Origin of the sequence: Fretibacterium fastidiosum (assembly GCF_964642095.1) — a bacterium.
Lineage (GTDB): Bacteria > Synergistota > Synergistia > Synergistales > Aminobacteriaceae > Fretibacterium > Fretibacterium fastidiosum.
Genome location: NZ_OZ209244.1, coordinates 865,922 through 892,175 on the forward strand (window position 1 = coordinate 865,922; position 26,254 = coordinate 892,175).

23 protein-coding genes are annotated in these 26,254 nt (G+C 65.8%); 4 read left to right on the forward strand and 19 right to left on the reverse strand.

The genetic code is table 11. The features are described 5' to 3' along the window. The first annotated feature begins 162 nt into the window (after positions 1 to 162). The 4 genes from ACK28C_RS03915 to ACK28C_RS03930 all read left to right on the forward strand — a co-directional run bounded on the left by ACK28C_RS03915 (position 163) and on the right by ACK28C_RS03930 (position 4,694). Entirely contained in the window at positions 163 to 2,061 is a 1,899-nt protein-coding gene (locus ACK28C_RS03915) for a carbon starvation protein A (protein WP_015556024.1), read from the forward strand. 318 nt (positions 2,062 to 2,379) lie between these two features. Further along, positions 2,380 to 3,366, forward strand: coding sequence for a lipoate--protein ligase (locus ACK28C_RS03920; protein WP_208872590.1), 987 nt, complete (start codon positions 2,380 to 2,382; stop codon positions 3,364 to 3,366). A 2-nt stretch (positions 3,367 to 3,368) separates the two neighbouring features. Next, positions 3,369 to 3,866: a GNAT family N-acetyltransferase gene (locus tag ACK28C_RS03925; protein WP_208872589.1), complete on the forward strand. Its 498-nt coding sequence runs from the start codon at positions 3,369 to 3,371 to the stop codon at positions 3,864 to 3,866. Between the two features lie 162 nt (positions 3,867 to 4,028). Further along, positions 4,029 to 4,694: a vWA domain-containing protein gene (locus ACK28C_RS03930; protein ID WP_015556023.1), complete on the forward strand. Its 666-nt coding sequence runs from the start codon at positions 4,029 to 4,031 to the stop codon at positions 4,692 to 4,694. Between the two features lie 17 nt (positions 4,695 to 4,711). Here ACK28C_RS03930 and ACK28C_RS03935 read toward each other — a convergent pair whose 3' ends face one another. The 19 genes from ACK28C_RS03935 to ACK28C_RS04025 form a co-directional block, all read right to left on the reverse strand. Continuing rightward, positions 4,712 to 5,776, reverse strand: coding sequence for an O-acetyl-ADP-ribose deacetylase (locus tag ACK28C_RS03935; protein ID WP_015556022.1), 1,065 nt, complete (start codon positions 5,774 to 5,776; stop codon positions 4,712 to 4,714). Positions 5,777 to 5,842: 66 nt separating this feature from the next. Next, the gene (gene lipA, locus ACK28C_RS03940) at positions 5,843 to 6,694 is read right to left on the reverse strand and encodes a lipoyl synthase (RefSeq protein ID WP_015556021.1); all 852 of its coding nucleotides are present in this window, start codon (positions 6,692 to 6,694) and stop codon (positions 5,843 to 5,845) included. A gap of 14 nt (positions 6,695 to 6,708) precedes the next feature. Then, positions 6,709 to 7,716: a lipoate--protein ligase gene (locus tag ACK28C_RS03945; RefSeq protein ID WP_208872588.1), complete on the reverse strand. Its 1,008-nt coding sequence runs from the start codon at positions 7,714 to 7,716 to the stop codon at positions 6,709 to 6,711. Positions 7,717 to 8,140: 424 nt separating this feature from the next. Beyond that, on the reverse strand, positions 8,141 to 8,860 hold the full coding sequence (locus ACK28C_RS03950; protein WP_409152465.1) for a hypothetical protein: 720 nt from the start codon (positions 8,858 to 8,860) through the stop codon (positions 8,141 to 8,143). A gap of 129 nt (positions 8,861 to 8,989) precedes the next feature. Then, positions 8,990 to 9,709: a hypothetical protein gene (locus ACK28C_RS03955; RefSeq protein WP_409152466.1), complete on the reverse strand. Its 720-nt coding sequence runs from the start codon at positions 9,707 to 9,709 to the stop codon at positions 8,990 to 8,992. A 316-nt stretch (positions 9,710 to 10,025) separates the two neighbouring features. Further along, positions 10,026 to 10,745: a hypothetical protein gene (locus ACK28C_RS03960; RefSeq protein ID WP_409152467.1), complete on the reverse strand. Its 720-nt coding sequence runs from the start codon at positions 10,743 to 10,745 to the stop codon at positions 10,026 to 10,028. 136 nt (positions 10,746 to 10,881) lie between these two features. Then, positions 10,882 to 11,604, reverse strand: coding sequence for a hypothetical protein (locus ACK28C_RS03965; RefSeq protein WP_409152468.1), 723 nt, complete (start codon positions 11,602 to 11,604; stop codon positions 10,882 to 10,884). A 247-nt stretch (positions 11,605 to 11,851) separates the two neighbouring features. Further along, positions 11,852 to 12,310, reverse strand: a complete 459-nt coding sequence (locus tag ACK28C_RS03970; RefSeq protein WP_015556966.1) for a hypothetical protein — start codon at positions 12,308 to 12,310, stop codon at positions 11,852 to 11,854. A gap of 70 nt (positions 12,311 to 12,380) precedes the next feature. Next, complete coding sequence (locus tag ACK28C_RS03975) at positions 12,381 to 13,106, reverse strand: ABC transporter ATP-binding protein (RefSeq protein WP_015556965.1); 726 nt, start codon at positions 13,104 to 13,106, stop codon at positions 12,381 to 12,383. Position 13,107: 1 nt separating this feature from the next. Beyond that, entirely contained in the window at positions 13,108 to 15,009 is a 1,902-nt protein-coding gene (locus ACK28C_RS03980; RefSeq protein WP_409152469.1) for an ABC transporter permease subunit, read from the reverse strand. Then, on the reverse strand, positions 15,006 to 15,902 hold the full coding sequence (locus ACK28C_RS03985) for a branched-chain amino acid ABC transporter permease (protein WP_208873699.1): 897 nt from the start codon (positions 15,900 to 15,902) through the stop codon (positions 15,006 to 15,008). Before ACK28C_RS03985 ends, ACK28C_RS03980 begins: the two co-directional genes overlap by 4 nt. Positions 15,903 to 16,014: 112 nt before the next feature. Next, positions 16,015 to 17,157: an ABC transporter substrate-binding protein gene (locus ACK28C_RS03990; protein WP_015556964.1), complete on the reverse strand. Its 1,143-nt coding sequence runs from the start codon at positions 17,155 to 17,157 to the stop codon at positions 16,015 to 16,017. 589 nt (positions 17,158 to 17,746) lie between these two features. After that, the gene (locus tag ACK28C_RS03995) at positions 17,747 to 18,352 is read right to left on the reverse strand and encodes a hypothetical protein (RefSeq protein ID WP_015556963.1); all 606 of its coding nucleotides are present in this window, start codon (positions 18,350 to 18,352) and stop codon (positions 17,747 to 17,749) included. Positions 18,353 to 18,595: 243 nt separating this feature from the next. Beyond that, entirely contained in the window at positions 18,596 to 19,057 is a 462-nt protein-coding gene (locus tag ACK28C_RS04000) for a hypothetical protein (RefSeq protein WP_208873695.1), read from the reverse strand. Positions 19,058 to 19,177: 120 nt separating this feature from the next. Beyond that, complete coding sequence (locus ACK28C_RS04005) at positions 19,178 to 19,762, reverse strand: 5-formyltetrahydrofolate cyclo-ligase (RefSeq protein WP_208873694.1); 585 nt, start codon at positions 19,760 to 19,762, stop codon at positions 19,178 to 19,180. A gap of 185 nt (positions 19,763 to 19,947) precedes the next feature. After that, positions 19,948 to 21,558 carry an AbgT family transporter gene (locus ACK28C_RS04010; RefSeq protein WP_015556961.1) on the reverse strand — a complete coding sequence of 537 codons (1,611 nt, stop codon included), beginning with the start codon at positions 21,556 to 21,558 and terminating at the stop codon, positions 19,948 to 19,950. A gap of 98 nt (positions 21,559 to 21,656) precedes the next feature. After that, positions 21,657 to 22,871, reverse strand: coding sequence for a M20 family metallopeptidase (locus ACK28C_RS04015; RefSeq protein ID WP_015556960.1), 1,215 nt, complete (start codon positions 22,869 to 22,871; stop codon positions 21,657 to 21,659). Positions 22,872 to 23,453: 582 nt separating this feature from the next. Next, positions 23,454 to 24,599 carry a hypothetical protein gene (locus ACK28C_RS04020; protein ID WP_409152470.1) on the reverse strand — a complete coding sequence of 382 codons (1,146 nt, stop codon included), beginning with the start codon at positions 24,597 to 24,599 and terminating at the stop codon, positions 23,454 to 23,456. 127 nt (positions 24,600 to 24,726) lie between these two features. Then, complete coding sequence (locus tag ACK28C_RS04025; RefSeq protein ID WP_015556959.1) at positions 24,727 to 25,932, reverse strand: Synerg-CTERM sorting domain-containing protein; 1,206 nt, start codon at positions 25,930 to 25,932, stop codon at positions 24,727 to 24,729. Positions 25,933 to 26,254: the final 322 nt, after the last annotated feature.

Here is a 26,254-nt window from a genome sequence, read left to right on the forward strand (position 1 = left end):
GGCAGGGCCAAAGGCAGCCCCTCCACCTCACTCCGTCAGGCACCTCCGCGGATTTTGCGCGGCACCTTGCGCTAAGCCGCGAATGGATTAAACTATAAGTGGTTGTTTTGCGCACCTCAACACCATCTCAACACTATCATTTATTATATAGGGGGTTTTGTCATGATCACGTTTTTCGTCGCACTGGCCGCTCTGATCGTCGGCTACTGCACCTACGGGCTCTTCGTGACGTTGGTGTTCAAGCCGGACGACCGTAGGACGCCCTGCCAGGTTCACCCGGACGGCGTGGACTACGTCCCGCTCCCCATCTGGCGCGCGTTCCTGATCCAGCTTCTGAACATCGCGGGCCTTGGCCCCATCTTCGGCGCGCTCTCCGGCGCCATCTGGGGGCCCTCGGTGTACCTGTGGATCGTCCTCGGCACGATCTTCGCCGGCGCCGTCCACGACTACCTGAGCGGGATGCTCTCCATGCGCAACGACGGCGCGAGCATCTCCGAGCTGACGGGCATGTACCTTGGCCCCACCATGAAGACCGTCATGCGCATCTTCTCCGTGGTGCTGCTGGTGATGATCGGCGTCGTCTTCATGGTCGGCCCGGCCCAGCTTCTGAGCCGCATGATCATGGGCGCCGGCAGGGACTTCAACCTGCCGCGGACCGCTGCCGTCTCCATCCAGGCGGCTCCCGCCGTCGCAGCCCCCAAAACTGAAGCCGAAAAGACCGCAGCGCCGAAGGCCGATGAGGGCAAGGTGCCAGTGGAGGCCAAGCCCGCGCCCATCGAAGAAGCCAAGCCGGAGGCCCCGGCCGAGGAGGCCAAGCCCGCCCCTGTCGAAGAAGTAAAGCCGGAAGCCCCGGCCGCTGAGGTCAAGCCCGTTCCCGCCGAAGAAGTGAAGCCGGAAACCCCGGCCGAGGAGGCCAAGCCCGCGCCGACCGAAGAAGCGAAGCCGGAAGCTGCGGCTGCTGAGGAGGTGAAGCCCGTCGCGGAGCCGGAGATGGTGTACGGCCTGACGGAGGCGGAGTGGGTGAAGTACCTCACCATCGCCATCCTGGTCTACTACTTCCTCGCGACGCTCCTGCCCATCGACAAGGTCATCGGCCGGTTCTACCCAATCTTCGGCCTCTGCCTGATCCTCATGGCGGTGCTCATCGGCGGCGCCACGGTGATGAACCACCTGAACGGCACGCACCCGATGATCGAGCTCTGGGACGGCCTCTATAACATGCACCCGAAGGGTGCGACGACGCCCATCTGGCCCCTGATGTTCATCACGGTAGCCTGCGGCGCCATCTCCGGATTCCACGCCACGCAGTCGCCCATGATGGCGCGCTGCCTCACCAGCGAGCGCCAGGGACGCTTCGTGTTCTACGGCGCCATGGTCGCCGAGGGCATCATCGCCCTGATCTGGGCCAGCGCGGGCATCGCCTTCTACAACACCTTCGGCTCCCCCATCACCACGGAGGGGCTCTTCCTGGCCAGGGGCGGAAACTCCGCCACCGTCTACGACATCTCGAAGGGGCTCCTTGGCTCCATGGGCAGCATTCTGGCCCTGCTGGGCGTCGTGGCCTGCCCCATCACGTCCGGCGACACGGCGTTCCGCAGCGCGCGCCTGACGCTGGCCGACTGGTTCAAGATCGACCAGAAGGCCATCAAGCCGCGCCTGATGCTGGCCCTGCCGCTGCTCCTGATCGGCTACGCCATCTCCTTCGTCGATTACGGCATCGTGTGGCGCTACTTCTCCTGGTCCAACCAGACGCTGGCCATGATCGCGCTCTGGGCGGGCGCCGTCTACCTGTGCCGGAACGTCTCCCCCGTCAGTGGCTTCATGGCCGCCATTCCCGCCACGTTCATGTCCGCGGTGAGCTCCACCTACTTCTGCTTCGCCCCGGAGTGCCTGGGCTTCGCCACGAAGTTCAGCGAGGGGCTTACCCTGTGCGGCGTGACGGTGGACGGCGTTCAGCTCTCCTACGGGATCGGCCTCGTCTTCGCTCTCGTCCTGTTCTCCATCTTCTTCGGCGTCCACCGCTCCGCCAACTACTACAAGTCCCTCAAGAAGGGCGCCTGACGGCTCCACGCCGCGGAGGTAACAAGGAGGGGCGGACCGGCACGGTTCGCCCCTCCCTTTTTCGTCTTGCGCGCCGCCCCGCTTCGCACTCCGCGCATCCTGTATAATGAAGCGGGATTCACACCAAATCGCGTCTAATGTGGATTGCCTCCCCTGAAAGGGGAGGTGCCGCCAAGGGCGGCGGAGGGGTTTGCTCTTAGCCTACTCAACACCCCCCAGCCCCTTCGGGGCAGCCCCCCTTGCAGGGGGGCCTTTCTTTCCCTTTAGACACAAATTGGTATCACACCATTTTACTTTTATTATTGGGAGGAACGACCTGTGTACACGATCGAAAATCACGACACGCGCCCGCAGCACAACCTCGCGCTCGAGGAGTACCTCTGCCGCCTGGCCGCCCGCGAGGGCAGCGAGTTCTTCATGCTGTGGCAGAACGAGCCGACCATCGTCGTCGGGCGCTTTCAGAGCACCCTGAGCGAGATCAACGGGGACTTCGTGAAGCGGCACGGCATCCACGTGGTGCGGCGAAACTCGGGGGGCGGCGCCGTCTACCACGACCTGGGCAACATCAACTACAGCTTCGTCCGGGCCGACCTGGGCGAGTTCGACTTCGCCTTCTTCACCCAGCCCATCATCGACGCCCTGGACAAGCTGGGGGTCCACGCGGAGCTGTCGGGCCGCAACGACATCGCCATCGACGGAAAGAAGATCTCGGGCGGCGCGCAGTATCGGCACGGAGGCATCGCCATGCACCACGGGACGCTGCTCTTCGACGAGGACCTGGACGTCCTCTCCCAGGCGCTGAACGTCGACGCGGCGAAGTTCAAGAGCAAGGGCGTGCAGTCCGTGCGCAGCCGCGTCACCAACGTCAAGCCCCACATGCCGAACGCGGGGGACATGACAGCGCGGGACTTCATGGCGCTGCTCCAGGCACAGATTCAGGGCCTGACCCCAAGGACGCTGACGGAGGAGGACGGCCGCGAGGTGCAGAAGCTGATGGACGAGAAGTACTCCACCTGGGAGTGGAACTACGGCACCTCCCCCGCCTTCACGGAGGCGCGGCGCGAGCGCTTCCCCTGGGGTGGCGTCGAGGCGCGCCTGAGCGTCCAGGACGGGCGCGTGACGGGCTGCACGTTCTTCGGCGACTACTTCGGGACGGGGGACTATGGGCCGCTCCTGAGCCGCATCCTGGGGACGCCCTACACGCGGGAGGCGCTGCACGAGGCGCTCTCCGGCTTTGAGCCGGGGGAGATGTTCGCGGGGGCGTCGGGAGCGGACGTCGAGAAGCTGCTCACCCCGGAGGTCTGACGTTGAGCGGCCCTTCCCCCGTGAACGTCCGCCCCGCCGCCATGGCGGATGCGCGGGACATCCACGCGCTGCGCGTCATGACGGGCGTGTTCGAGAACATCCTTTCGCTCCAAAGCGAGCGGCTGGAGGACGTCGAGGACTTTCTGCGCGGGATGCGGGACCCGCTGCTGGCGGCGGAGGTCGATGGGCGCGTCGTCGGCCTGGCGGGGCTCGAGGTGTCGAAGCCGGCGCGGCAGCGACACGTGGGAACGCTCGGCATCATGGTGCACCGCGAGTATCAGGGCCGCGGCATCGGCCGTTCTCTCCTCTCCGCGCTCCTCGACATCGCGGACCGATGGCTGATGCTGAAGCGCGTGCAGCTCACCGTCTTTACGGACAACCAGCGGGCCATCGGGCTCTACAAATCCCTGGGGTTCGTCGTCGAGGGGACGGAGCGCTTCGCGGCCATCCGGGACGGCCGGTATGCGGACGAGTACCTGATGGCCCGCTACAGGGAGTGACCGGGGCGTCCCCCTGCGGGGCTCGGCGCCTTCCGGAAGCCACGGCCTCGATGTCGCTTTCCATGCGACCACGGACGGCCGCCTCCCTCCTATAATGGGGCCGTAAGGGTAAAAAAACGGCCCCGCCGTCTCGCGCGGCGCCGGTCACAGGAGGGCTCGAAGATGAAAGAGAACCTGACGGAGATCGTGTTCGTCCTTGACCGCAGCGGCTCCATGAGCGGGCTGGAGTCCGACACCATCGGCGGCTTCAACGCCATGATCGAGAAGCAGAGGAAGGGGGACGGCGAGGCCCTCATCTCCACGGTCCTCTTCAACGACCAGAGCGAGGTCCTCCACGACCGCGCGGACGTGAAGGACGTCAGGCCCCTGACGGAGGCGGAGTACTCCGTCGGCGGGTCCACCGCGCTGCTGGACGCCATCGGCGGCGCGATCCACCACATCGGGAACGTCCACCGGTACGCCCGCCCCGAGGACGTGCCGGAGCGCACCCTGTTCGTGATCACGACCGACGGACAGGAGAACGCGAGCCGCCGGTACGGCCTCAGAAAGGTCAGGCAGATGATCGAGCTCGAGAAGAGCCGGTACGGCTGGGAGTTCCTGTTCCTCGGCGCCAACATCGACGCGATCGAGACCGCAGAGCGCTTCGGGATCGGCAGGGACCGCGCCGCGAACTATTGCAGCGACAGCGAGGGGACGCGGCTCAACTACGACGTGATGAGCGAGGCCATCTCCACCGTCAGGCTCCGCCAGCCCCTGTCCGCCGATTGGAAGCGGCGCATCGACGAGGACTGCCGCCGACGAAGCGGCCGGAAAGGCGACGCGGAATAGCGCCAGGCGGGCCCCCGCTACGCCCCCAGCAGGCTCTGGTTGAAGGCGAAGAGCGCCTCGTTGATCTCGAACACGTTGTAGTTTCCGTTCCGGATGAAGTACTCGATGATGACGTCGAACTTGCTGCTGCGGGAGAGCGCGAACCCGGCCTTCATCAGCATGTCCTTTGCCTCGTCGAGGGGCAGCTCCAGCGCGATGGCAAAGGCGAGGGCCGTGGGCTTGCTCGGCCTGTAGTCCACGTCGCTCCTGATCTTCGAGAAGAGCTTCCGGTCGATGTTGGCCTTCTTGTAGCACTCCACGTCCGTCATGCCCTTTTCGTCGATCTTGCGGAGGAGCATTCGCGAAAAGCTCTCGTCGATCCGGCTCACCACCTCGTCGAGGTCCTTCAGAGGCCCGGCGGGGCTCATCGGCCCCCTCTTCCGGGCGGGATCTCGGGGGACGCATTCATGGACTTCGTCGAGGTCCTCCAGGACCTCGGCGGACCTCAGCAGCTCCGCCTCCCACTCAGGGAACGACCTCCTGCGCCGCTGCGCCTCGTTCCTGTCCGCGTGCTCCTCGACGTAGTGGTCGTCCACGTACTCCGCGACGTCCCGGAACAGCTTCGCGCTGATCTGGTAGGCCCTCCGGTCGAAGATGACGATGTAGACGGTCATGTCGTTCCGGAAGAGGAATTCGCTGATCGTGTCGACCGCGACCCGGAGCGCCCGGTCCTTCGGGTAGCCGTAGGCGCCGGAGGAGATGAGGGGGAAGGCGACGGACTCGCAGCCGTGCTCCTTCGCCAGCTCGAGGGAGGTCCTGTAGCAGGAGGCGAGCAGGTCCCGCTCCCCGTGCCGGCCGTCCCGCCACACCGGGCCGACGGCGTGGATGACGTACCTGCAGGGCAGCCCGTAGCCGCCGGTTATCTTTGCGCTTCCCGTCTCACAGCCCCCCAGCGTCCGGCACTCCTCCAGGAGCCCCGCGCCGGCGGCGCGGTGAATGCACCCGTCAACGCCGCCCCCGCCCAACAGCGACGAGTTGGCGGCGTTCACGATGGCGTCCACCTTCATCTTCGTGATGTCGTTCCTGACGATTTCAAGCGGCATGGCGCAGGGCCCTCCTTCGCTTCAGAATCGGGCGGAGCGCTTTCGCCCGACGGACGCCTGAACCCCTCAAAGCGCCTCGGCCTTGTAGGAGCTGCGGACGAACGGCCCCGACGCCACCCGCGCGAAGCCCAGCTCGAGGGCCTCGATCCGATAGCGCTCGAAGGTCTCCGGCGTGACGTACTCGTGCACCGCGATGTGCCGCGCGGTGGGCTGCAGGTACTGCCCCACGGTCAGCATGTCGCAGTCGCCCTCCCTGAGGCGCCTCATGACGTCGATCACCTCGTCCTCCCGCTCTCCCAGCCCGACCATGATGCCCGACTTCGTCTTGAAGCCCTTGCTCTTGGCGTAGCGGAGGACCCCCAGGGAGCGCTCGAAGTCGGCCTGGGGGCGCACCCTGGGGTAGAGGGCGGGGACCGTCTCCACGTTGTGGTTCAGGACCTCCGGGCGCTCCGCCAGGATGACGTCCAGCAGGTCCTCGCGCCCCTGCATGTCGGGGATCAGGAGCTCGACGGTCGTCTCCGGACACTGCGCCCGAAGCTCCCGGACGCAGGCGGCGAATTGCCCCGCCCCCTGATCGGGCAGGTCGTCCCGCGTGACGGAGGTGATGACGGCGTGGCGGAGCTTCAGGGAGCGGACGGCCGCGGCGACGTGCTCCGGCTCCAGCGGGTCCACGGGGTCGGGTCGCTCCCGGCTGACGTTGCAGAAGGTGCAGTTGCGCGTGCAGTTTCGCCCCAGAATGATGAAGGTCGCCGTCCTCTTGCCGTAGCACTCCATGCGGTTCGGACAGTTGGCCTCCTGACACACGGTGTTCAGGTGCAGGGCCTTCAGGAGCGCCTCGACCTCCTGAAACGGGCGCCCTCCCTGAACCTTGATCTTGAGCCACTCAGGCTTCCGCATCGCCGCTCTGGGTTCCGTCATGGGCTGTTCCTCCTTTATGCGGCGTCCGTGGCCTGGACGGCCAGGACGTCCTGGATCAGGACCTCGTTCTCCATGCCCCGGATGTAGTCGTCAACGCGGACCCCCTCGAGCCCCCGGCGCAGCGACTCGCGCTCGATCGCGCAGCCCTTCAAGCGTCCGGCCAGCTCGAAGACGTCCCGGTCCCCGAAGAAGTCCCCCAAAATCTCCGCGTGCTCGATGAGGCTCCGCCCGACCTCCAGGCGATACCCGATCATGCCGAAGGGGTGCCGGACGTCGTAGCGGTGCGTGAACCGGTAGCGGATCCCGAAGTTCCACGCCGGGGAGTCGAAGCGCTCCCGCTTGATCCGCAGGACCTCCCGCAGGTCCTCCTGGTGGACGGCGCAGGTCTCGCGGACGCCGTAGTGCCCCATGAGCTGTTCCTTCAGGTATTCCATGAAGTCCCGCACGTCCATGCGGACGTATGGGGCAAGGGTCCCGATCCGGCTGGCGACGGAGCGGACCTGCTTGTTCACGAACTTGACGGGGTTGGGGCGCAGCGCCCTCGATATGGCCTCCCGGTCCACGTCGAACAGGAGCGTCCCGTGGTGCAGCACCCGGTCCCCGTATCGAAACTGGGCGTTTCCGGAGACCTTTTTGCCCTCCACGGTGATGTCGTTCCGGCCCGTGAACTCCGCGTCGATGCCAAGCCGCTTCAGGGCACCGACGACCGGCGAGGCGAACTTGAGGAACGGGTTTTCGTCCTCCCCGCCGCCGCTCCAAAACGGGGCGATGAGGGAGTACTGCAGGTTCCTGAGGTCGCAGTAGATGGCCCCTCCGCCGGAGAGCCGGCGCACCACGCGGATGCCCTTCTCCCGAACGTAGTCGGCGTCGTACTCGCAGAGGGCGTCCTGATTCCGGCCGATCAGGATCGTCGGCACGTTCTGCCAGACCATCACGACGTCCTCCTGAAGGTTCTTCAAGAGGTATTCCTCGAGGGCGTGGTTATACGCGGGGTCGGTGGACGGGTTCTCGATCAACAGCAACGCTCGGACCTCCTCAATTCGGGGCGTCTCTCCGGCCGCATTGGTCGGAACGTGCCCCCGTATCGCGTCCCGCCCCACTGCCCTCCGCAGCCCCGGCGTGCCGGGCCCCTGCAGGGCGGCCCAGGCGCCGCTGCACCCGGACCACCTCGCAGGCGGGCCTTTTCCGGTTTGCCGAAGGAGGGAGCCAGGGGGGACTTCATGCCTCAACCTCATGCCTCACAGCACTTTTCCGTATAAGTATACCATGAGTGCCAGGCGCGGGCAGGCCACATCAAGGGGTGCTATAGGGGTGCTATAAATGAGGAACCCGCTGAGAAGCGGGTTCCTCATCGCGCTCCGGCGGGCTGGACGGTTCGGGCACCAAAGAGGACGGAGCGCCTCGCCGGGCCGCCGTTCGTGCGGCATCGAGATGAAGCGCCGCGCGCTACGGCTTCGGCAGCCTCTGACGGACGTAGGTCCCCTCGATCGTCACGCCCAAACCTACGGTGCTCGACGAGAAGCCCGGAGACGCCACCACCTGCACCTTGTCGCCCTTAAAGGTGAAGGTCGCGCTTTCCTCCCCGTCCAAGGCCTTGAGCACTCCCTTCCGCACCGCGCCCTCGCCGGACCAGGCGCCACTTCGGACGTTGTCCGGCCGCAGGACCACGATAGCCTCCGCGCCAACGCGGACCTCTCCGGCCTCCTTGTCGATCCACCGGACGGAGAGCCAGCCCGTCTCCCGCCCGTCCTCGCGCCGGACGTAATAGCCCTGGGGGCCGTCGGGACGATCCTGAAGGAAGATCCGCTCCGTGAGGTCCGGCAGCGCCTCTGTACGCATTCCGGTCGCCGTCGTGTAGGCTTCGAGGGCCGCGTAGCCGTTCTCCATGATGAGCCTGGCCTGCGTGTCGCGCCCCTTCCTCACCCACTCCGCCTGATCCGCCTTCAGGGCCTTGATCCCCGCCTTCGACAGCCCACCTTCCTTTAATATTCTGGACCAGGTTTCGTTCAGCGCGCCGTCGGCCCTGGCGAAATTCCGGTCCTTCATCATCTCGCGGTACTCCGCATCGCTCAGCCCCGCGGCCGGCCCCGCCAGCGCGCCAAGACAGAGCGCCCCACAGGCGGCAAACGCCGCCAACAGGCCAAAAAGACGTGAGGGTCGCACCATGTCCGTCGTTCCTCCTTAATAAGCCAATCGTCCGGGGGGCAGTCCCCCCGCCGGATGCCTGCAGGCTAAAACTCCGTCATCAACAGGGAGCCGTCCTCGCCGCTCTGGTCCAGGACGAAGCGCCGCGCGCTACGGCTTCGGCAGCCTCTGACGAACGTAGGTCCCCTCGATCGTCACGCCCAAACCTACGGTGCTCGATGAGAAGCCCGGAGACGTCACCACCTGCACCTTGTCGCCCTTAAAGGTGAAGGTCGCGCTTTCCTCCCCGTCCAAAGCCTTGAGCACGCCCTTCCGCACCGTGCCCTCGCCGAACCAGGCGCCACTTCGGACGCTGTCCGGCTGCAGGACCGCGATCGCCTCCGCGCCGACTTTGACCTCTCCGGCCTCCTTGTCGATCCACCGGACGGAGAGCCAACCCGTCTCCCGCCCGTCCTCGCGCCGGACGTAATAGCCCTGGGGGCCGTCGGGACGATCCTGAAGGAAGATCCGCTCCGTGAGGTCCGGCAGCGCCTCTGTACGCATTCCGGTCGCCGTCGTGTAGGCTTCGAGGGCCGCGTAGCCGTTCTCCATGATGAGCCTGGCCTGCGTGTCGCGCCCCTTCCTCACCCACTCCGCCTGATCCGCCTTCAGGGCCTTGATCCCCGCCTTCGAGAGGCCCCCCTCCTTCAGGATCCTGGCCCAGGCTTCGTTCAGAGCTCTGTCGGCCTCGGCAAAGCCCCGGTCCTTCATCATCTCGCGATACTCCGCATCGCTCAGCCCCGCGGCCGGCCCCGCCAGCGCGCCAAGACAGAGCGCCCCACAGGCGGCAAACGCCGCCAACAGGCCAAAAAGACGTGAGGGTCGCACCATATCCGTCGTTCCTCCTTAATAACAAAAATAAATCAAATAATACCAGTTCGCGTTTAATATGGATTGCCTCCCCTGAAAGGGGAGGTGGTTCGCGTCAGCGAACCGGAGGGGTTGTTTCTCAGGCTCAACACCCCCCAGCCCCTTCGGGGCAGCCCCCCTTGCAGGGGGGCCTTTCTTGCCCTTTAGACGCAAATTGGTATAAGCCAAATCGTCCGGGGAGCAGTCCTCCCACCGCCGGACGCTGCCCCCAGGCTAAAACTCCGTCATCAACAGGGAGCCGTCCTCGCCGCTCTGGTCCAGGACGAAGCGCCGCGCGCTACGGCTTCGGCAGCCTCTGACGAACGTAGGTCCCCTCGATCGTCACGCCCAAACCTACGGTGCTCGATGAGAAGCCCGGAGACGTCACCACCTGCACCTTGTCGCCCTTAAAGGTGAAGGTCGCGCTTTCCTCCCCGTCCAAAGCCTTGAGCACGCCCTTCCGCACCGTGCCCTCGCCGAACCAGGCGCCACTTCGGACGCTGTCCGGCTGCAGGACCGCGATCGCCTCCGCGCCGACTTTGACCTCTCCGGCCTTCTTGTCGGTCCACCGGACGGAGAGCCAGCCAGTCTCCCGCCCGCCTTCGCGACGGACGTAATAGCCCTGGGGGCCGTCGGGGCGATCCTGAAGGGAGATCCGCTCCGAGAGGCCAGGCAACTCCTCCGTACGCCTCACGGTCGCCGTCGTGTAGGCTTCGAGGGCCGTGTAGCCGCTCTCCATGATGAGTTTGGCCTGCACGTCGCGTCCCTTCCTCACCCACTCCGCCTGATCCGCCTTCAGGGCCTTGATCCCCGCCTTCGACAGCCCACCTTCCTTTAATATTCTGGACCAGGTTTCGTTCAGCACGCCGTCGGCCCTGGCGAAATTCCGGTCCTTCATCATCTCGCGGTACTCCGCATCGCTCAGCCCCGCAGCCGGCCCCGCCAGCGCGCCAAGACAGAGCACCCCACAGGCGGCAAACGCCGCCAACAGACCAAAAAGACGTGAAGGTCGTATCATGTCCGTCGTTCCTCCTTAATAAGCCAATCGTCCTGGGGGCAGTCCTTCCCCCGCCAGATGCCTGCCTTCAGGCTAAAACTCCCTCATCAACAGGGAGCCGTCCCCGCCGCTCTGGTCCAGGGCGAAGCGCCGCGCGCTACGGCTTCGTCAGCCTCTGACGGACGTAGGTCCCATCGAGCGTCACGTCCACGTCCGGGGCGATGTCCTCGGACACCACCACCTGCACGCTGTCGCCTTTGAAGGTGAAGGTCGCGCTTCCCTGACCATCGTAGTCTCCGTCAGCCTTGAGCACTCCTTTCCGCACCGTGCCCTCACCAGACCAGTAGCGGGATTCGACATCCTTCGGCCCCAGGACCAGGTTGGCCTCCATATCGACGTTGACCTTTCCGGCCTCCTTGTCGGTCCACCGGACGGAGAGCCAGCTCGTTTCCCGCCCGTCCTCGCGCCGGACGTAATAGCCCTGGGGGCCGTCGGGGCGATCCTGAAGGAATATCCGCTCCGCGATGTCCGGCAGCGAATCTGCACGCATTCCGGTCACCGTCGTGTAGGCTTCGAGGGCCGTGTAGCTGTCCTCCGTCATATAACGCCTGGCCGCCGCGTCGCGCCCCTTCCTCACCCACTCCGCCTGATCCGCCTTCAGGGCCTTGATCCCCGCCTTTGAGAGGCCCCCCTCCTTCAGGAGCCTGGACCAGACTTCGTTCAGCCCTCTGTCGGCCTCGGCAAAGCCCCGGTCCTTCATCATCTCGCGATACTCCGCATCGCTCAGCCCCGCGGCCGGCCCCGCCAGCGCGCCAAGACAGAGCGCCCCACAGGCGGCAAACGCCGCCAACAGGCCAAAAAGACGTGAAGATCGCACCATGATCCGTCGTTCCTCCTTAATAACAAAAATAAATCAAATAATACCAGTTCGCGTTTAATATGGATTGCCTCCCCTGAAAGGGGAGGTGGTTCGCGTCAGCGAACCGGAGGGGTTGTTTCTCAGGCTCAACACCCCCCAGCCCCTTCGGGGCAGCCCCCCTTGCAGGGGGGCCTTTCTTGCCCTTTAGACGCAAATTGGTATAAGCCAAATCGTCCGGGGGGCAGTCCCCCCGCCGGATGCCTGCGGGCTAAAACTCCGTCAGCAACAGGGAGCCGTCCTCACCGCTTTGGTCCAGGATGAAGCGCCGCGTCGCGCCCGTCCCGTCAACGTAGGAGATCCCGTTGTTGGGTATGGAGCCGAAAAACATCATGCGGACCAGGAGCGGGCGCCCCGGCAGCAACTCCTTCTGCCCGTACCGCTCCTCGACGTCGAAGCTCGCCTTCCCCTCCTCGCTTATCTCCGTGAAGGTGAGCCCCAGCACCTTGAGGTCCCGCACCGCCCTCTCCGCCGACAGGAGAACCTTCGCCTGAGGTTCCCCCTCAAAGGCGGTGCACTCGTCGTATTCAGTGACGCCGGCCAGCGCGTCCTCCGCCCACTCCGCCCGCACCTCCGGCGCGGCACCCGCCGGCACCGCCAGCGTCAGGACCGCCAGAGCCGCCAGCACAAGGACGACCCCCCCCGCAAACCTCTCAACCATGCGCCTCATGTTCCGTACCTCCGTTCCATTTCCGTCGCGGTGCCCATTTCCGCCGCCTCAATAGAAGCTTAAAAAAACGCTATCCGCCGAGGTAGGCGCTCCGGACGCGCGCGTCGTTCAAGAGCTCCTCCCCCGTGCCGGAGAGGGCCACGGCCCCCACCTCCAGGACGTAGGCCCTGTGCGCGATCTTCAGCGCGGCCCAGGCGTTCTGCTCCACCAGCAGGATGGTCCGGCCCTGCGCGTTGATGGCGCGGATGATGTCGAACACCTCCTCCACCAAGATGGGGGCCAGGCCCAGCGACGGCTCGTCCAGCATCAGGAGGTTCGGTCGGCTCATCAGGGCGCGGCCCACGGAAAGCATCTGCTGCTCGCCGCCAGAGAGCGTTCCGCCCTTCTGCCTCCGCCGCTCCCTGAGGCGCGGAAAGAGCGTGAAGACGTGCTCCAGGTCCTCCTCAACGCCTGCGGCGTCGTTCCGCGTCCAAGCCCCAAGCCGCAGGTTCTCCTCCGCCGTCAGGTGGGGCAGGATGCGGCGGCCCTCCGGGCTCAGGGCGATGCCCATCTTAACCCGGTCCTCCGTGGACCTGCCCTGAAGGGGAACCGCCTCCCCATCGGGGGCCCGGAGGTCCATGCGCGCCGCGCGGGACGGCGTCAGCCCCATGATGGAGCGGATGACGCTGCTCTTGCCCGCGCCGTTCGCGCCGATGAGCGTCACGACCTGGCCCTCTTCGATGGAGAGGGACACGTCGCGCACCGCGTGGATTGCGCCGTAGTACACGTTCAGCTTTTCGACCTCGAGCAGGCTCATCTCAGGCCCCCTCCTTCTGCGCCGCGCCCGCGCCGAGGTAGGCCTCGATGACTCCGGGGTCGCGCCGGATTTCCTCCGGCGTGCCGCGGGCGATGAGCCTGCCCTGGTCCAGCACGTGGATCGTGTCGCACACGTTCATGACCACCTTCATGTCGTGCTCGATGAGCAGGATCGTGAGGTGGAACTCGTCCCGCAGGCGGCGGATGAACTGCATCAGCTCCGAGGACTCCTGGGGGTTCATCCCCGCCGCCGGCTCGTCCAGCAGCAGGAGGCGGGGGGCCGTCCCCAGGGCGCGGGCGATCTCAAGCCGCCGCTGTGCGCCGTAGGGCAGGGCGGACGCCCGCTCGTTCGCGTAGGACGCCAGGCCAAGCCGGCCCAGGAGCTCCTGCGCGCACTGGCGCACACCCGTCTCCTCTCGGATCACGTCCGTGAAGACGAAGGGCAGGAGCGACATCCACCAGTAGGTCCTTCGCCGCACCCAGGCCCCCACCATGACGTTCTGCAGCGCCGTCTCGTTCGCAAAGAGGCGGATGTTCTGGAACGTCCGGGAGATGCCCTCGCGGCAGACCTTGTGAGGGGGCCGGCCCGTGATGTCCCGCCCCATGAAGCGGACCGATCCGGACGCCGGCCTGTAGAAGCCGCTGATGGCGTTGAAGGCGGAGGTCTTGCCCGCGCCGTTCGGCCCGATGAGCCCCGCGATGGCTCCCTCCTCCACGTCCAGGGAGAGGCCGTCCACCGCCGTCAGCCCCCCGAAGCGCAGGGTGAGGTCCCGCACCTCCAGCAGGGGGCCGCCCTTCGGCAGGGGCGCGGGGGCCCGGTAGGTCAGGGCGAAGCTCCCGCCGGCCCCCTCCGCTTCCTTCCGGCGCCTCCGGGGGAAGAACCAGCTCCAGCTGAACTCGCGCATCCCCATGATCCCCTCGCGGCGGAAGATAATGACCGCAATGAGGAGGATCGAGAAGATCACCATGCGCATTCCGGGGATGCCGGGGATGTGCAGCGAGCCGACGACGATGGGGTTCTCGACGAAGCGAAGCCACTCCAGCATCACGGTGACAAGCGCCGCGCCCACGATGGAGCCCGTGACGGACCCCAGCCCGCCGATGACGACGATCATCAGGACGTTGTAGGTCTGCGTGATCATGAACATGCGCGGGTCGATGGTCGTGATGAGGTTCCCCATCAGCGCGCCGCCCAGGCCGGCGCCAAAGCAGCCCAGCGTGAAGGCCAGCACCCGCATCCGGAACGTGTTGATGCCCATCATGCGCGCGGCCGCCTCGTCGTCGCGCACGGCCCGCATGGCGCCTCCCGTGCCGCTGTTCAGCATGGAAACGGTGCAGACCAGCACCGCCGCCAGGCAGCCCCAGCTCATCCAGAGCGTCGTGTGGGGCGGGATGCCCTTCAGGCCCAGGGAGCCGTTCGTCAGCGGCGTGAGGTTCGTGATGAGGATGCGGATGATCTCGGCAAAGCCCAGCGTGGCGATGCCGAGGTAGTCTCCGCCGAGGGACAGGACCGGCAGGGCCACCAGCCAGCCGAAGAAGGCCGCCGCCAGCCCTGCGGCGAGGATGGAGAGCAGGAAGGGGGCGTTCACGTTCAGGAGCCACGGGAGGATGGGGTCCAATATCCACATGGCCTGCTTCTGGGCCGCGGGCAGGATCAGGATGGCGGAGACGTAGGCGCCGATGGCCATGAAGCCCGCATGTCCCAGGGAGAACATGCCCGTGACGCCGTAGACGAGGTTCAGGCTCAGGCCCAGGATGCCGTTGACGGCGACGAGGTTCAGGATACGGACCCAGTAGCCGTTCAGGAAGGAAGGGGCCTCGTTCAGGAACCAGGCGAACAGACAGACGGCGGCGATGGTGAGGCACCGGCTGCAAATATTCCGGTTGATGTCCCCTCGTGTCATATCTTGTCCTCCATTTTCTCGCCCAGAAGCCCCGTGGGGCAGAACAGCAGGATGAGGATCAGGATCAGGAAGGCGAAGGCGTCCTTGTAGCCCGAAACCACCGGAAAGAAGGCCACGAACATGATCTCCACGAACCCCAGGAGGAGGCCGCCGATCATGGCGCCCGGCACGGAGCCGATGCCGCCCAGCACCGCAGCGATGAAGGCCTTGATGCCCGGCGTCATGCCCATGAAGGGCTCCACCCGCGGATAGCGCAACGCCCACAGGATGCCCGCCACGGCCGCGAGGGCGGAGCCGATGCCGAAGGCCAGGGCGATGATGCGATTCACCGAGACGCCCATCATGCGCGTCGCCTCGATGTCGAAGGAGATGGCGCGCATGGCGAGGCCCGGCTTCGTCCGGTAAATAACCCAAACGAGAAGGGCGACCAGCAGGAAGGAGATGGCGGGGACGACCAGCCCCAGCGGGATGAGGCGCACGCCGCCGCCCACCAGGATGGGCTTCATCAGGAGCGGGGGCTGCACCACGGGGCGCGGCATTCCGGTGAAGACGACGACGGCGAAGTTCTCGATGAAGAAGGAGACGCCGATGGCGCTGATGAGCGCGGAGATGCGCGGCGCGCGGCGCAGCGGGCGGTAGGCGATGCGGTCCACCAGAAGCCCGCAGGCCGTCGTGCCGGCGACGGCGAGGGCGACGCCCAGGACCCACGGGAGCCTGTAGACGATGGTCGCAAAGTACACGAAATAGGCCCCCAGCATGAAGATGTCGCCGTGGGCGAAGTTGATGAGGCGCAGGATGCCGTAGACCATCGTGTAGCCCACCGCGATCAGCCCATAGAGCGAACCAAGGCTCAGGGCGTTGACGAAATGCTGGACGAAGATGTTGAGAGTCAAGCCATTACCTCCCTGCATTCCGAAAAATTCAAAAAAGGGGGAAGGGCCTGCGCAGGCCCCTCCCCCGTCCTGTCGCTCCCAAGCGGAGGGCGTGCCAAAGCGCTCCGGAGCGTTAAATCTCCGGCTTCACCAGGCCGAGGAAGGTCTTCTTTCCGTTCCGAATCTCGACGATCCCCATCTCCTTCTCCGCGTCGTGGGTGGCGTTGATCGTGGTCATCCCCGTGACGGTCGGCAGGTCCTTCGTCCCCTCCAGGGCGTCGCGAATCTTCTCCGGCTCGGCGCTCCCCGCGCGCGCGATGGCGTCCGCCAGCATGACGTAGCAGTCGTAGCCCAGGGCGCAGTTCACGTTCGGGGCCTTGTCCGGGTGCTCCTTGTTCCACTCCGCGGTGAACTGAGCCGCCACGGGGTTCATGTTCTCCATCGAGGGGTCGTAGGCAAAGGTGGTGTGCAGGAAGCCTTCCACCGCGTCGCCGCCCAGCGTGACGATCTCCGGGTTGTCCATGGCGTCCGCGCCGATGAAGCGGAACTCCGCCCCCAGCTCCCGCGCCTGCTTCAGGACGATGGCTCCCTCCGCGAAATAGGCGGGGAGGAAGACGATGTCCGGCTTCTTGCTGATCAGCTCCGTCAGCTGCGCCGTGAAGTCCTGGTCGCCGGACTGATACTTCAGCTCCGCCACGATCTCGCCGCCCATCTTCTCGTAGGCCTGTTTGAAGAAGGCGCCGAGGCCGACGCTGTAGTCGTTGGTGACGTCCACCAGCGTCGCCGCCCTCTTGAAGTCGAGGTTCTTGAAGGCGTAGGTCGCTGCGCCGGCGCCCTGGAACGGGTCGATGAAGCAGGCACGGAAGTAGTACCGCTTGCCCTGCGTCACCAGCGGGTTGGTGCAGGAGGTACCGATCACGGGGACCCCCGCCTTCTCCGCCACCTCGCCGCCCGCCATGGCCAGCGAGGACCCGTAGGTGCCGATGATGGCGTTGACCTTGTCGTTCTCGATGAGGCGCGTGACGGCGTTGGCCGCCTCCACCTTGTCGGACTTGTTGTCCACCACGACGAGCTCCACCTTCCTGCCGAGGATCTCAGGGTTCAGCTTGTGGGCCAGCTGCGTGCCCTCGAGCTCCAGCTGCCCGCCGAAGGCGTTCTGCCCCGTCAGACAGTTGAAGACCCCGATCCGGATGACGTCGTCCGCTCCCATGGACGCGCCGGCGATCGTCAGCGCCAGGGCCAACGCCAGCAGCAGAGCCGTGAAAACCTTACGCATCGCACATCACTCCTTCCCCGATTTTCCCCATGGCAGCCGCCCCGGGGCAAAAAATTTCCGCTTAATAGACTATTTAAAATGTTATTCTACCCCATCTGCTCACGGTACGCAACGGGGGCGCCGCTGCCCGAAGCCGCAGCTGCGACAGTTTTATTAAGCTCAAGCCCATCGTCGCAGAAGTTATACCAATTTGCGTCTAAAGGGCAAGAAAGGCCCCCCTGCAAGGGGGGCTGGCGAGCCCCGGAGGGGCGAGACTGAGGGGTTGTTTTGGGGCGTGAAAAGCAACCCCTCCGGTTCGCTAGCGCGAACCACCTCCCCTTTCAGGGGAGGCGAAAAGAAGAGGCGCGTTTTAGGCCCCCGGTTTATTTGGCCCCCCTGCAAGGGGGGCTGGCGAGCCCCGGAGGGGCGAGACTGAGGGGTTGTTTTGGGGCGTGAAAGACAACCCCTCCGGTTCGCTAGCGCGAACCGCCTCCCCTTGCAGGGGAGGCAAAAAGAAGAGGCGCGTTTTTCTGGCTACCCTGCAAGGAGGGGAGGGGTGGGGAGTTGTCGTTGGGGACGTCAACGCCCTGCCCCTTCCTCATCGGCCCCGTCAGTCGTTCCAGTCGGTCCTCAGGGAGAGGATGGCCCAGGTGTCCTTCCCTTTCCAGTTGTACGGCTTGGCCACGGCCTGGAACTTCGCGGGACGCTCCTTTTTGTTCTCCACGTTGTAGAGCTCGCCGCTCATGTTGACGACCTTCCCCTCGCGGGAGGCCTGCTGCACGTCGGCGTAGTACACCGTTTCGCCCTCCGCCTTCTCGAAGTGGTAGAGCTTTCCGTCAAAGTGGCAGCGTGGGTCGGAGTCCGTCACGCTCTGGTTCTCCAGGTCCAGGTCAAAGTACTTCTTCACGGACTCGACGACGAACTTCCCCTCGATCGTCAGGTCCCCGTGGGGACACTTCCTGTCCTTGCAGAGCTTGATACGGCTCTTGTAGTTGTTGAGGTAGTTGTGCTGGATGCCGAAGCGGATCAGCTCCGCGGCGTCGAGGTCCAAGTCGAAGTTGTAGAGCCCCACCTCCGTGAAGTTGCTGATGAAGACGCCCATCCTCCGCATCTCATCCTTCCCGAACGAGGCCGCCGACGCCCCGAAGGCCAACGCCAGAACCAGCAGCACGGCAAGGGCCGCAGAGGCCTTCAACCGTTGTTTCATATGCTCCATGCTCGATCCCTCCATGAAAAATTTCGTTTCGCAACGCCGAGTCGGGGTTCTCCGGCTGCGACGACCGCAATTCTCCGCCACAGTCCTGCCCCAACCCCTTTCGTTCAATGGCGTTAATCATAGCACAAGTCACCGTACCAGATAAGGCACCCCGCCTCCCTTTTAGAGGCCGTTGCGGCGGCCTGAAGGCAGGATGCCGCTCGAAACCGCGCCCGCCCCTCACCGGGCCGTCCCGTCGTCGAACTAAAAGCCCAGGCTCTTCTCCATGCGCTCGGCGACGGACGCGAAGCGCTCCTGTTCCTCCTTCGGGCAGCTCAGGACAAACGACGTCCAGGCCTCCTCGTTGACGACGGCGCACTCGAAAAAGAGGCGCTCCTTCCCGTCGCCGTAGACGAGTCGGTAGCCGTCCGGGGCCGCTTCCTTCGACAGGACGTGCGAGACGTCCTCCAGCCTAGACGCCAGCATGGCCTCTCCGTCCTCCTCCAGCACGTTGTACCCGCCCGACAGCGTGAGGGCGTACCGGCCATCCTTCGACGAGAGCCAGACGCCGTCGCCGTTCTCCGGCTCCTTCATCTCGCTGAAGATGTCCGGGTACTCCACGGAGTAGCCAAAGCGATCGTTCTCGTACTTCGTCCACGGGTCCGCCGCCGCAGGGACGGCCAGCAAAACCGCCAGGACGCAGGCCGCCGCAAAAACCTTCCTCATGACAATCCCTCCCTCAGTTTCGTGACCGTCCCTCGAGGCGAACGCACGGAGCGCCGTTTCGAGGGCAATTCCCGCCATCATCTATGCGTCCGTTCCTCTAAGTAAGGGGCGGAAGGCACGTTAGACGTCCGTCCGCTGACCCCTTTCGTAGAGCCCCGCCTCCGTCAGGACGCGGGGGACGGGCCGGTCGTGGGGCTCCATCGGGATGTCCTCCCGGACGAGGCGCTCAGGACAGACCAGCACCGCAAAGCCGCGATAGGCGGAGAGGAATCGGTCGTAGAAGCCGCCCCCCTTCCCCAGCCTCAGCCCGGCCCGGCTGCAGCTCAGGCATGGGATGACGGCGAAGTCCACCTCGTCCGCCCCCACCAGGGGCGACCCCTTCACGGGCTCCGGGATGCCGTAGGCCCCAGGCACCAACCGATCCATGGCGTCGATCTGCCACAGTTCCATCACCCCCATGCTGACGCACAGGGGCACGCAGAGCCGCTTTGCGTCGCACAGCGCGCCCTCCAGAAACGGGCGGGTGTCGATCTCCCGCCCGGCCCCAACGAAACAGAAGACCGTCCCGGCGGACCGGTACTCCGGCAGGGCCAGCAGCCGGGCACAGATCACCGAGCCGGCCTCCGCCCGGTAGGCGTCGGGCAAGGCCTTTTCAACCTCCCGAAGCTCCTTCCTCAGGACCTTCTTTTCCTCTTGAACGGTCACGGTCGCATCCTCCCCACATTGGACATTCATTTTGGATCGCCGCCTCTCGATCCTCCAACCACAGCACAAAACAAACTCCGTCATCCGCAAGGTGCGGGGTTCCATTATGCCACACGGCCCTGCAAAAAACGAGCGCCCCCCTGAGACACGGGGGAGCGCTCCTGGTATTCACAGCACTCACATCATTACATCGCCAACGTGGCCGGCGTGGCGGGCCCCAGGGGCAGCCCCAGGAGGTACCAGACCACCAGCAGGAGCGTGAAGCCTGCCAGGTAGAACAGCGAATAGGGCATGGCCAGCGAGATGACCGTCCCAATGCCCACCTTCGTATCCTCCTTCGGCTTGTACTGCTCGAGGAGCCCCAACATCACCGGCAGGTAGTAGGAGAGGGGGGAGATGATGTTGGTGGAGGAGTCCCCGATGCGGTAGGCCACCTGCGTCAGGGCCGGGGAGAAGCCGACCCCCGCGAACATGGGAACGAAGATGGGGGCCAGGATCAGCCACTTCGCGGAGCCGCTGATCATGAAGAGGTTCAGGAAGGACACCAAAACGACGAAGATCACCAGCAGCGGGATGCCGCCCAGGTTCATGGCCTTCAGGAACTCCGCTCCCGTCACGGAAAGCACCGTGTCGAAGTGGCTCATGCGGAAGAGCGCCACAAAGAGCGAGGCCGGCAACACCACCACCATGAAACTCGTGCTGCCGATGAGCCCCTTCTGCATGAGTTTCGGCACGTCCTCCGCCCGGCGGATCACCCCGGCGCCGATGCCGTAGGCCGTCCCCACGACGAAGAACAGACCGAAGAGCAGGGGCATGATGCTGCTGAGGAGCGGCGAGCGCGGGACGATGGCGCCCGTCTCCGGGTTGCGGAACAGGGAGCCCTCCGGGTACGTCAGCCACACGATGAGGGCCACGTAGGCGACGAGGGCCAGAAGGCTGCAGAACAGCCCCCGGTTCTCCGCCGGCGTGACGGCGTGCTCCTTCAGCGCGTCCGCATCGCGGACCGTCTCCGCGTCCCCGACCATCTTCACGATGTAGTGCTCCGTGACGTACACCGTGAGCCCTGTCAGGACCAGCGTGGCGGCGAGCATAAAGTACCAGTTCATGAGCGGGTGGACCGGCGTGCCCGGCGGAATTGTGGGCACGCCCTCGACGGCCGTGGCCGTGATGCCCGACAGCAGGGCGTCCGTCCCCGCCACGAAGAAGTTGGCCGTGAAGCCCCCTGCCCCCGCCGCGTATCCCGCCGCCACCCCCACCCAGGGGTTGCGGCCCAGCGCCTTGAACACGGCGCCGGCGATGACGGGCGTGAAGATGATCCCCGCGTCGGAGGCCAGGTTGGCGTTGATGCCGACGACGGCCACCACCGCCACCACCAGCGCCCGCGGGGCGCCTAAAATCGTCTTGCGCATCAGGGCGGAGATCATGCCCGTGTGCTCCAGCAGGCTGATGCCCAGCATCATCGTCATGATGAGGCCCAGGGGGGCAAAGTTGACGTAGGTCTTGACAAAGCCCGCCAGGAACTCGCGCATGGCGGGGTATGACAGCAGGTTCACCACGGAGACGGTGGTCTCCCTGGGGGCCTCCCCCGCCTTGCCGGCCATGTACGTCACGGACAGGCCCTCCCTGCCCAGCCACCAGGACAGGCCCATCAGGACCAGCGACAGCACGACGAACAGCCAAAACGGGTGCGGAAACTTGTTCCCGATCACCTCGATGCCCCGGATGAACCTTTCAAAAAAGCTGCGCTTCGGCGCGACGATCGTCTCGTCCACGTTTCTCTCCGGATTTTCCGACATTCTCTCGTACCTCCGTTCTCAACCAATCAAGGAACACCCTTCAGCCCCTCCGCGGCTCCTCCGGCGGCATCCCCCCCCTCTCTGGCTCTCTGATACGCCTATCGACGGCCCAGAAAGGCGACGGCGCAGGACGCGAGGAAGCGCATCCCGAAGGGGAAGCACCCTTCGTCCGGACGGAAGCGCGTGCTGTGCAGCACTCCCGTCTCCTCCGGCCCCACACCGGCGGGACGGCAGCCCAGCCAGGCGAAGGCCGAGGGACGCTCGCGGGCGAAGAAGGCGAAGTCCTCCGCGCCCAGCTCCGGCCGCTCCGCCACGACGAGGTGTTCCGCCCCCATGGCCTCCCTCACCGCCTCCGCGGCCAGATCGAACATTTCGGGGTCGTTCACCAGAGGGGGGTAGCCCTTGACGTAGCGCACCTCGCAGCTGCCCCTCAGGGACCGGGCGATGCCCTCCGCCGCGCGCTCGATGAGGTCCGGCATGGCCGCCTGAACCTCCTCCCTCAGGGTGCGCACCGTCCCCTCCATCTCCACCCGGTCCGGGATGACGTTGTACCGCCATCCGCCCTTGATGGTCCCGATGGTGACCACGGCCGCATCCAGGGGCGAGACGCTGCGCGAGACGACGCTCTGGAGCCCGCAGAGCACCTGCCCCGCGATCATGATGGCGTCCACGCCCTGATCCGGCGCAGACCCATGGGCTGCCCTGCCCTTCACGGTGAGGTACACCCGGTCGGAGGCCCCCATCTGAGGCCCGGACCGCAACACGACCCTCCCCGTCTCGTAGGCGGGCCAGACGTGAAGGCCGAACAGGCCGTCCACGCGGGGGTCCTCCAGAGCCCCGTCCGCGATCATGCCCGGCGCTCCCCCAACGGGGTTCAGCTCCTCGGCGGGCTGAAAGATGAACTTCACGTTGCCCGGCAGCGCGTCGCGCATCCCCGCGAGAACGCAGGCGGTCCCCAGAAGCATGGCCGTATGGGTGTCGTGCCCGCAGGCGTGCATGACGCCCGGAACCTCCGAGGCGCAGGGCAGCCCCGTCTCCTCCTGCATGGGGAGGGCGTCCATGTCGGCGCGCAGGCCCACCGTCGGCCCCATGTCCGCCCCGCCGCCCGTGCCCCGCAGCAGCCCCAGGACGCCGTGGCCCCCCACGCCGCGCCGGACCTCAAGCCCCAGCCCCTCCAGCACCCCCGCAACGAGCTCCGCCGTCCGCTCCTCGCACCGGCTCAGCTCCGGATGGCGATGGATCGCCCGGCGCCACTCCACGACCCGATCGAGGTGCCGGCGCACCTCTCGTTCGATCCTCTCATGCTCTTCCATATGACGTCCTCTCCTCCACCTTCACGACGGTCCTCGCCCCCCGTAAGGCCCGATTCCCTAATGATCTCGATATATCTTATCACGCTGATGCGAGTGAGCGCCCTCCATCGTCCGATGACCAGCAGGGCGTCCATTCATCAGCGAAGGTCAAGCGTTTTGTTCTCTTTTTGTCCTTTGATTTTATACCAATTTGCGTTTAATGTAGATTGCCTCCCCTGAAAGGGGAGGTGGTTCGCGTCAGCGAACCGGAGGGGTGCGGCCAGACGACCGGCCTCACGCAAGCCGATCTTTCGGGAGGATTGCGGCGGCCGGTCGGCTGTGCCGAAGCAAGGCAATTGATTGCCTTGTGGAGGCGTTGACGGGGAATGTCAGACAGGCGCGTCTTATGAAAAACACCCCTCCCCTTCGGGGAGCCTTCCGGCTGCCGTTCGCTACCGCTCACGGGCCGTCAGTCCCAGCCCCTTCGGGGCAGCCCCCCTGCAGGGGGGCCTTTCTTGCCCTTCTTTAAACGCGAATTGATATGAATACACAAAAAGGGGCCGCGCGGCGTTCGCCGCGCGGCCCCCTACTCTCCCGCTTCCTCTACGTTCGCCGTCTCAGGAGCGCCAGCGGAAGGAACAGCGCCGCGGCCCCCAGGCCCAGCGCGCTGCAGAAGCCACTGTCCCCGTCATTCTCGTCTGCTACCTCGTTGAAGGTCGCAAGGGACGTGACCGTCCCGCCCAGGTCGCCGCTCGTGAGGGTTCGGACCAACGCGTCATCCTTGAAGATCAGGACCCGGTCGCCCGTCGTCGCCGCCAGCGCCTTGGCGCTCGTGTCCCAGACCAGCCTCCGAAGTCCGTCCTTTGGCGCGTCCGCAGAGCGCCACACCTCGGCAGCAGCGCTGTCCTTCCAATGGTAGAGCGCGTCCGCACCGGAAGCCGTCTGCGCGATGAAGTAGATGCTGCTTCCGCCGTCCTCGCAGACCGAAACGATATCGCCATAGCCACCCGAGCCGTTGACGAGGTCCTTGAACTTCCCCCTGCCCGGCTGGTAGACCTTGATTCCGTCCCCATTCCCGTAGACGAGGGCAAGCACCTTCTCGTCGTCGTAGAGGGCCATGTCGGTCGCTCCAGCGCCGAGGTCGAAGCTCGCGTAGGGCACGAGGCGGCCGTCCAGGCGGAACAGCCACCCCGACACGTTGTCCCCGTTCGCGTTCCCAGCCGTGAGAAGGGCGTATATCTCCTTGCCGCGGACGCGGACGCGCTGCCCGTGGACGTTCCCTCCGTCCGCGCTGAGCGCCAGGACGTTGCCTGTGGGCAGCAGGGTTTCCGTCCTGATCTCGACGAGGTTGCCGCTGTCGTAGGCCGCGGCGAACAGGCTGCGCCCGTTGTCGGAAACGTCCATGTCCCGGACGCCGCGCACCCCGGGCCAGTCCGCGCTGGCTATGGGCGCGTTCCAGCCCCTGGCGGCGCTGTAGACGTAGACCGCATCCCCGGTGGTGGAGTTGGAATGGCTGACCAGGACGTACTGGCCGCCGTCGCGCTGAAAGGCGTAGACCGCCGCGTCCGCAGGCCGCCCCGTCAGGACGGAGGGGCGCACGTCGACGCTCGCGGCGCTTGAGATCCCGATGACGCCCACCGACGCCGTGGAGCTCCCCGCCCCCACAGCCGTGTAGACCACGTTGGCTCCCGCCGCCCCGGCGGAGAACAGGAGCAGCAGCGCGGGGAGAAGTTCTTTCGCGAACCGCAAGTTCCTCGATCCAAAGCTCTTCAACCTCAAGTTCCTTGACCTCCCTGATGTGCAAAGTGTGCGGCGCGGCCCGCAGGGGCTCTTCGGGCGCCTTTCTCCCCAATTATAGACTATGGGAGGCCGTCCTTCATCCGCGTCGCTGCGGGGTGGACCGCCGGCGCAGGGCCAGGAGCGGGAGGACCAGCGCCAGGCCCCCCAGGTCGAGCGCACCGCACCCGCCGCCCGAACTGCTCTTGTCCTTCCCTCCATCGCCCGCCGGGCGGTCGATCACCGCGATGCTGGTGGGGTTGCCGCCCAGCTCCGCGCTGCCGATCGTTTTGACGTGGCGCCCGTCCGCCTCGAGGACGGCCACCCTGTCGCCCATCACGGCGAAGACCCGATTTCGGTACGCCGTGTCGCGCACCAGCTGGCAGGCGTAGCCGGCGACGCCCTTTGCCTCGTACACCTTCACGGGGTACCGCGCGGAGCCGGTCCAGCGATAGAGGGTCAGGGTGGGCCTCGCCGCCGCCCCGTCCCGCCGCTCAGCGATGAAATAGAAACCGCCCCCGCCGTCCTCGCAGACCGCCGTCACGCTGCCCAGGGCGGTGCCGTCGTCCGCGCTGACGACCTCCAAAGCCAGCCAGTCCGCGCCGTCCGCGGCGTTCAGGTTCACCACCTGCACGCCGCCCGTGCCGCGACAGGCGACGGCGATCCGGCCGGCGTCGATCTTCGCCATGTCCACGGCGTTCCTGCCCAGCCCCTCGTACCGCACGAGCTCCTTGTTCAGTGCGCTGTCCAGCCCCACCAGGACGCTGCTCGCGTAGGTGTAGCCGGGATAGCTGCCCCGCGTCGCCGTGAACAGGGCATAGATCACGTTCCCGGCGGCGAGGACCCGTTCCGCGTGGGGGACGTACCCCGCCGGGGCGGCGGTGCAGATGTAATAACGGCCCGTGGCGGTGTAGCTCGAGGTGTTCACCTGAATGACGGCGCCCCCTTCGTGGGCGGCGGCGTACAGGTTCCCGCCGTAGGCGGCCAGGCCGTGAACGTTCATGGCGTTCGTCCAGGTCCTGTTGGCGACGGGCACGTCCCAGCTGGCGGGATTGTAAACGGCCGCCTTGTCCCCCGTGGTGTGGTCGTGCTCCAAAAAGACGTAGAGCCGCCTGCCGCCCTGCGGGAACGACGCGCCCAGGGCGTCGCCCCGAAGGCTGCCGACCGCCCTCCCGGCCTGCAGGGCCTCGTCGATGACCCCGATGGCGCCCGTGTAGCCCGCGTCCACCGTCGTGTAGGCGACGTTCGCCGCCGCCGCGCCGCAGAGCGCCAGGGCCACCAGGAACGCACACGACAGCTTTTTCATGAACTTCACCTCCTTTGAATTAAGGAAGCGCTGATTAATCTTCAAAAGTTGTTGAAAGCAATTAAGGATCATCAAACAAAGGGTATCCTTCAGCGCTTCCCTAAAATTTTAAAATGGGGCTACGCCCCCCACTTCGGGGAGCCTTCCGGCTGCCGTTCGCTGGCGCTCACGGGCCGTCAGTCCCAATCCCCACGCGCTTCGCGCGGCCTGATGAAGTTTCAGGCACTGAAGGGAGCCCATACGGTTGACAGTTCTCAACGACTGAATCAGTGTTTCCTTAAGTGGGGCCGGTCGCGGTACAGGCTGTCAAGCCCCCGGCGAA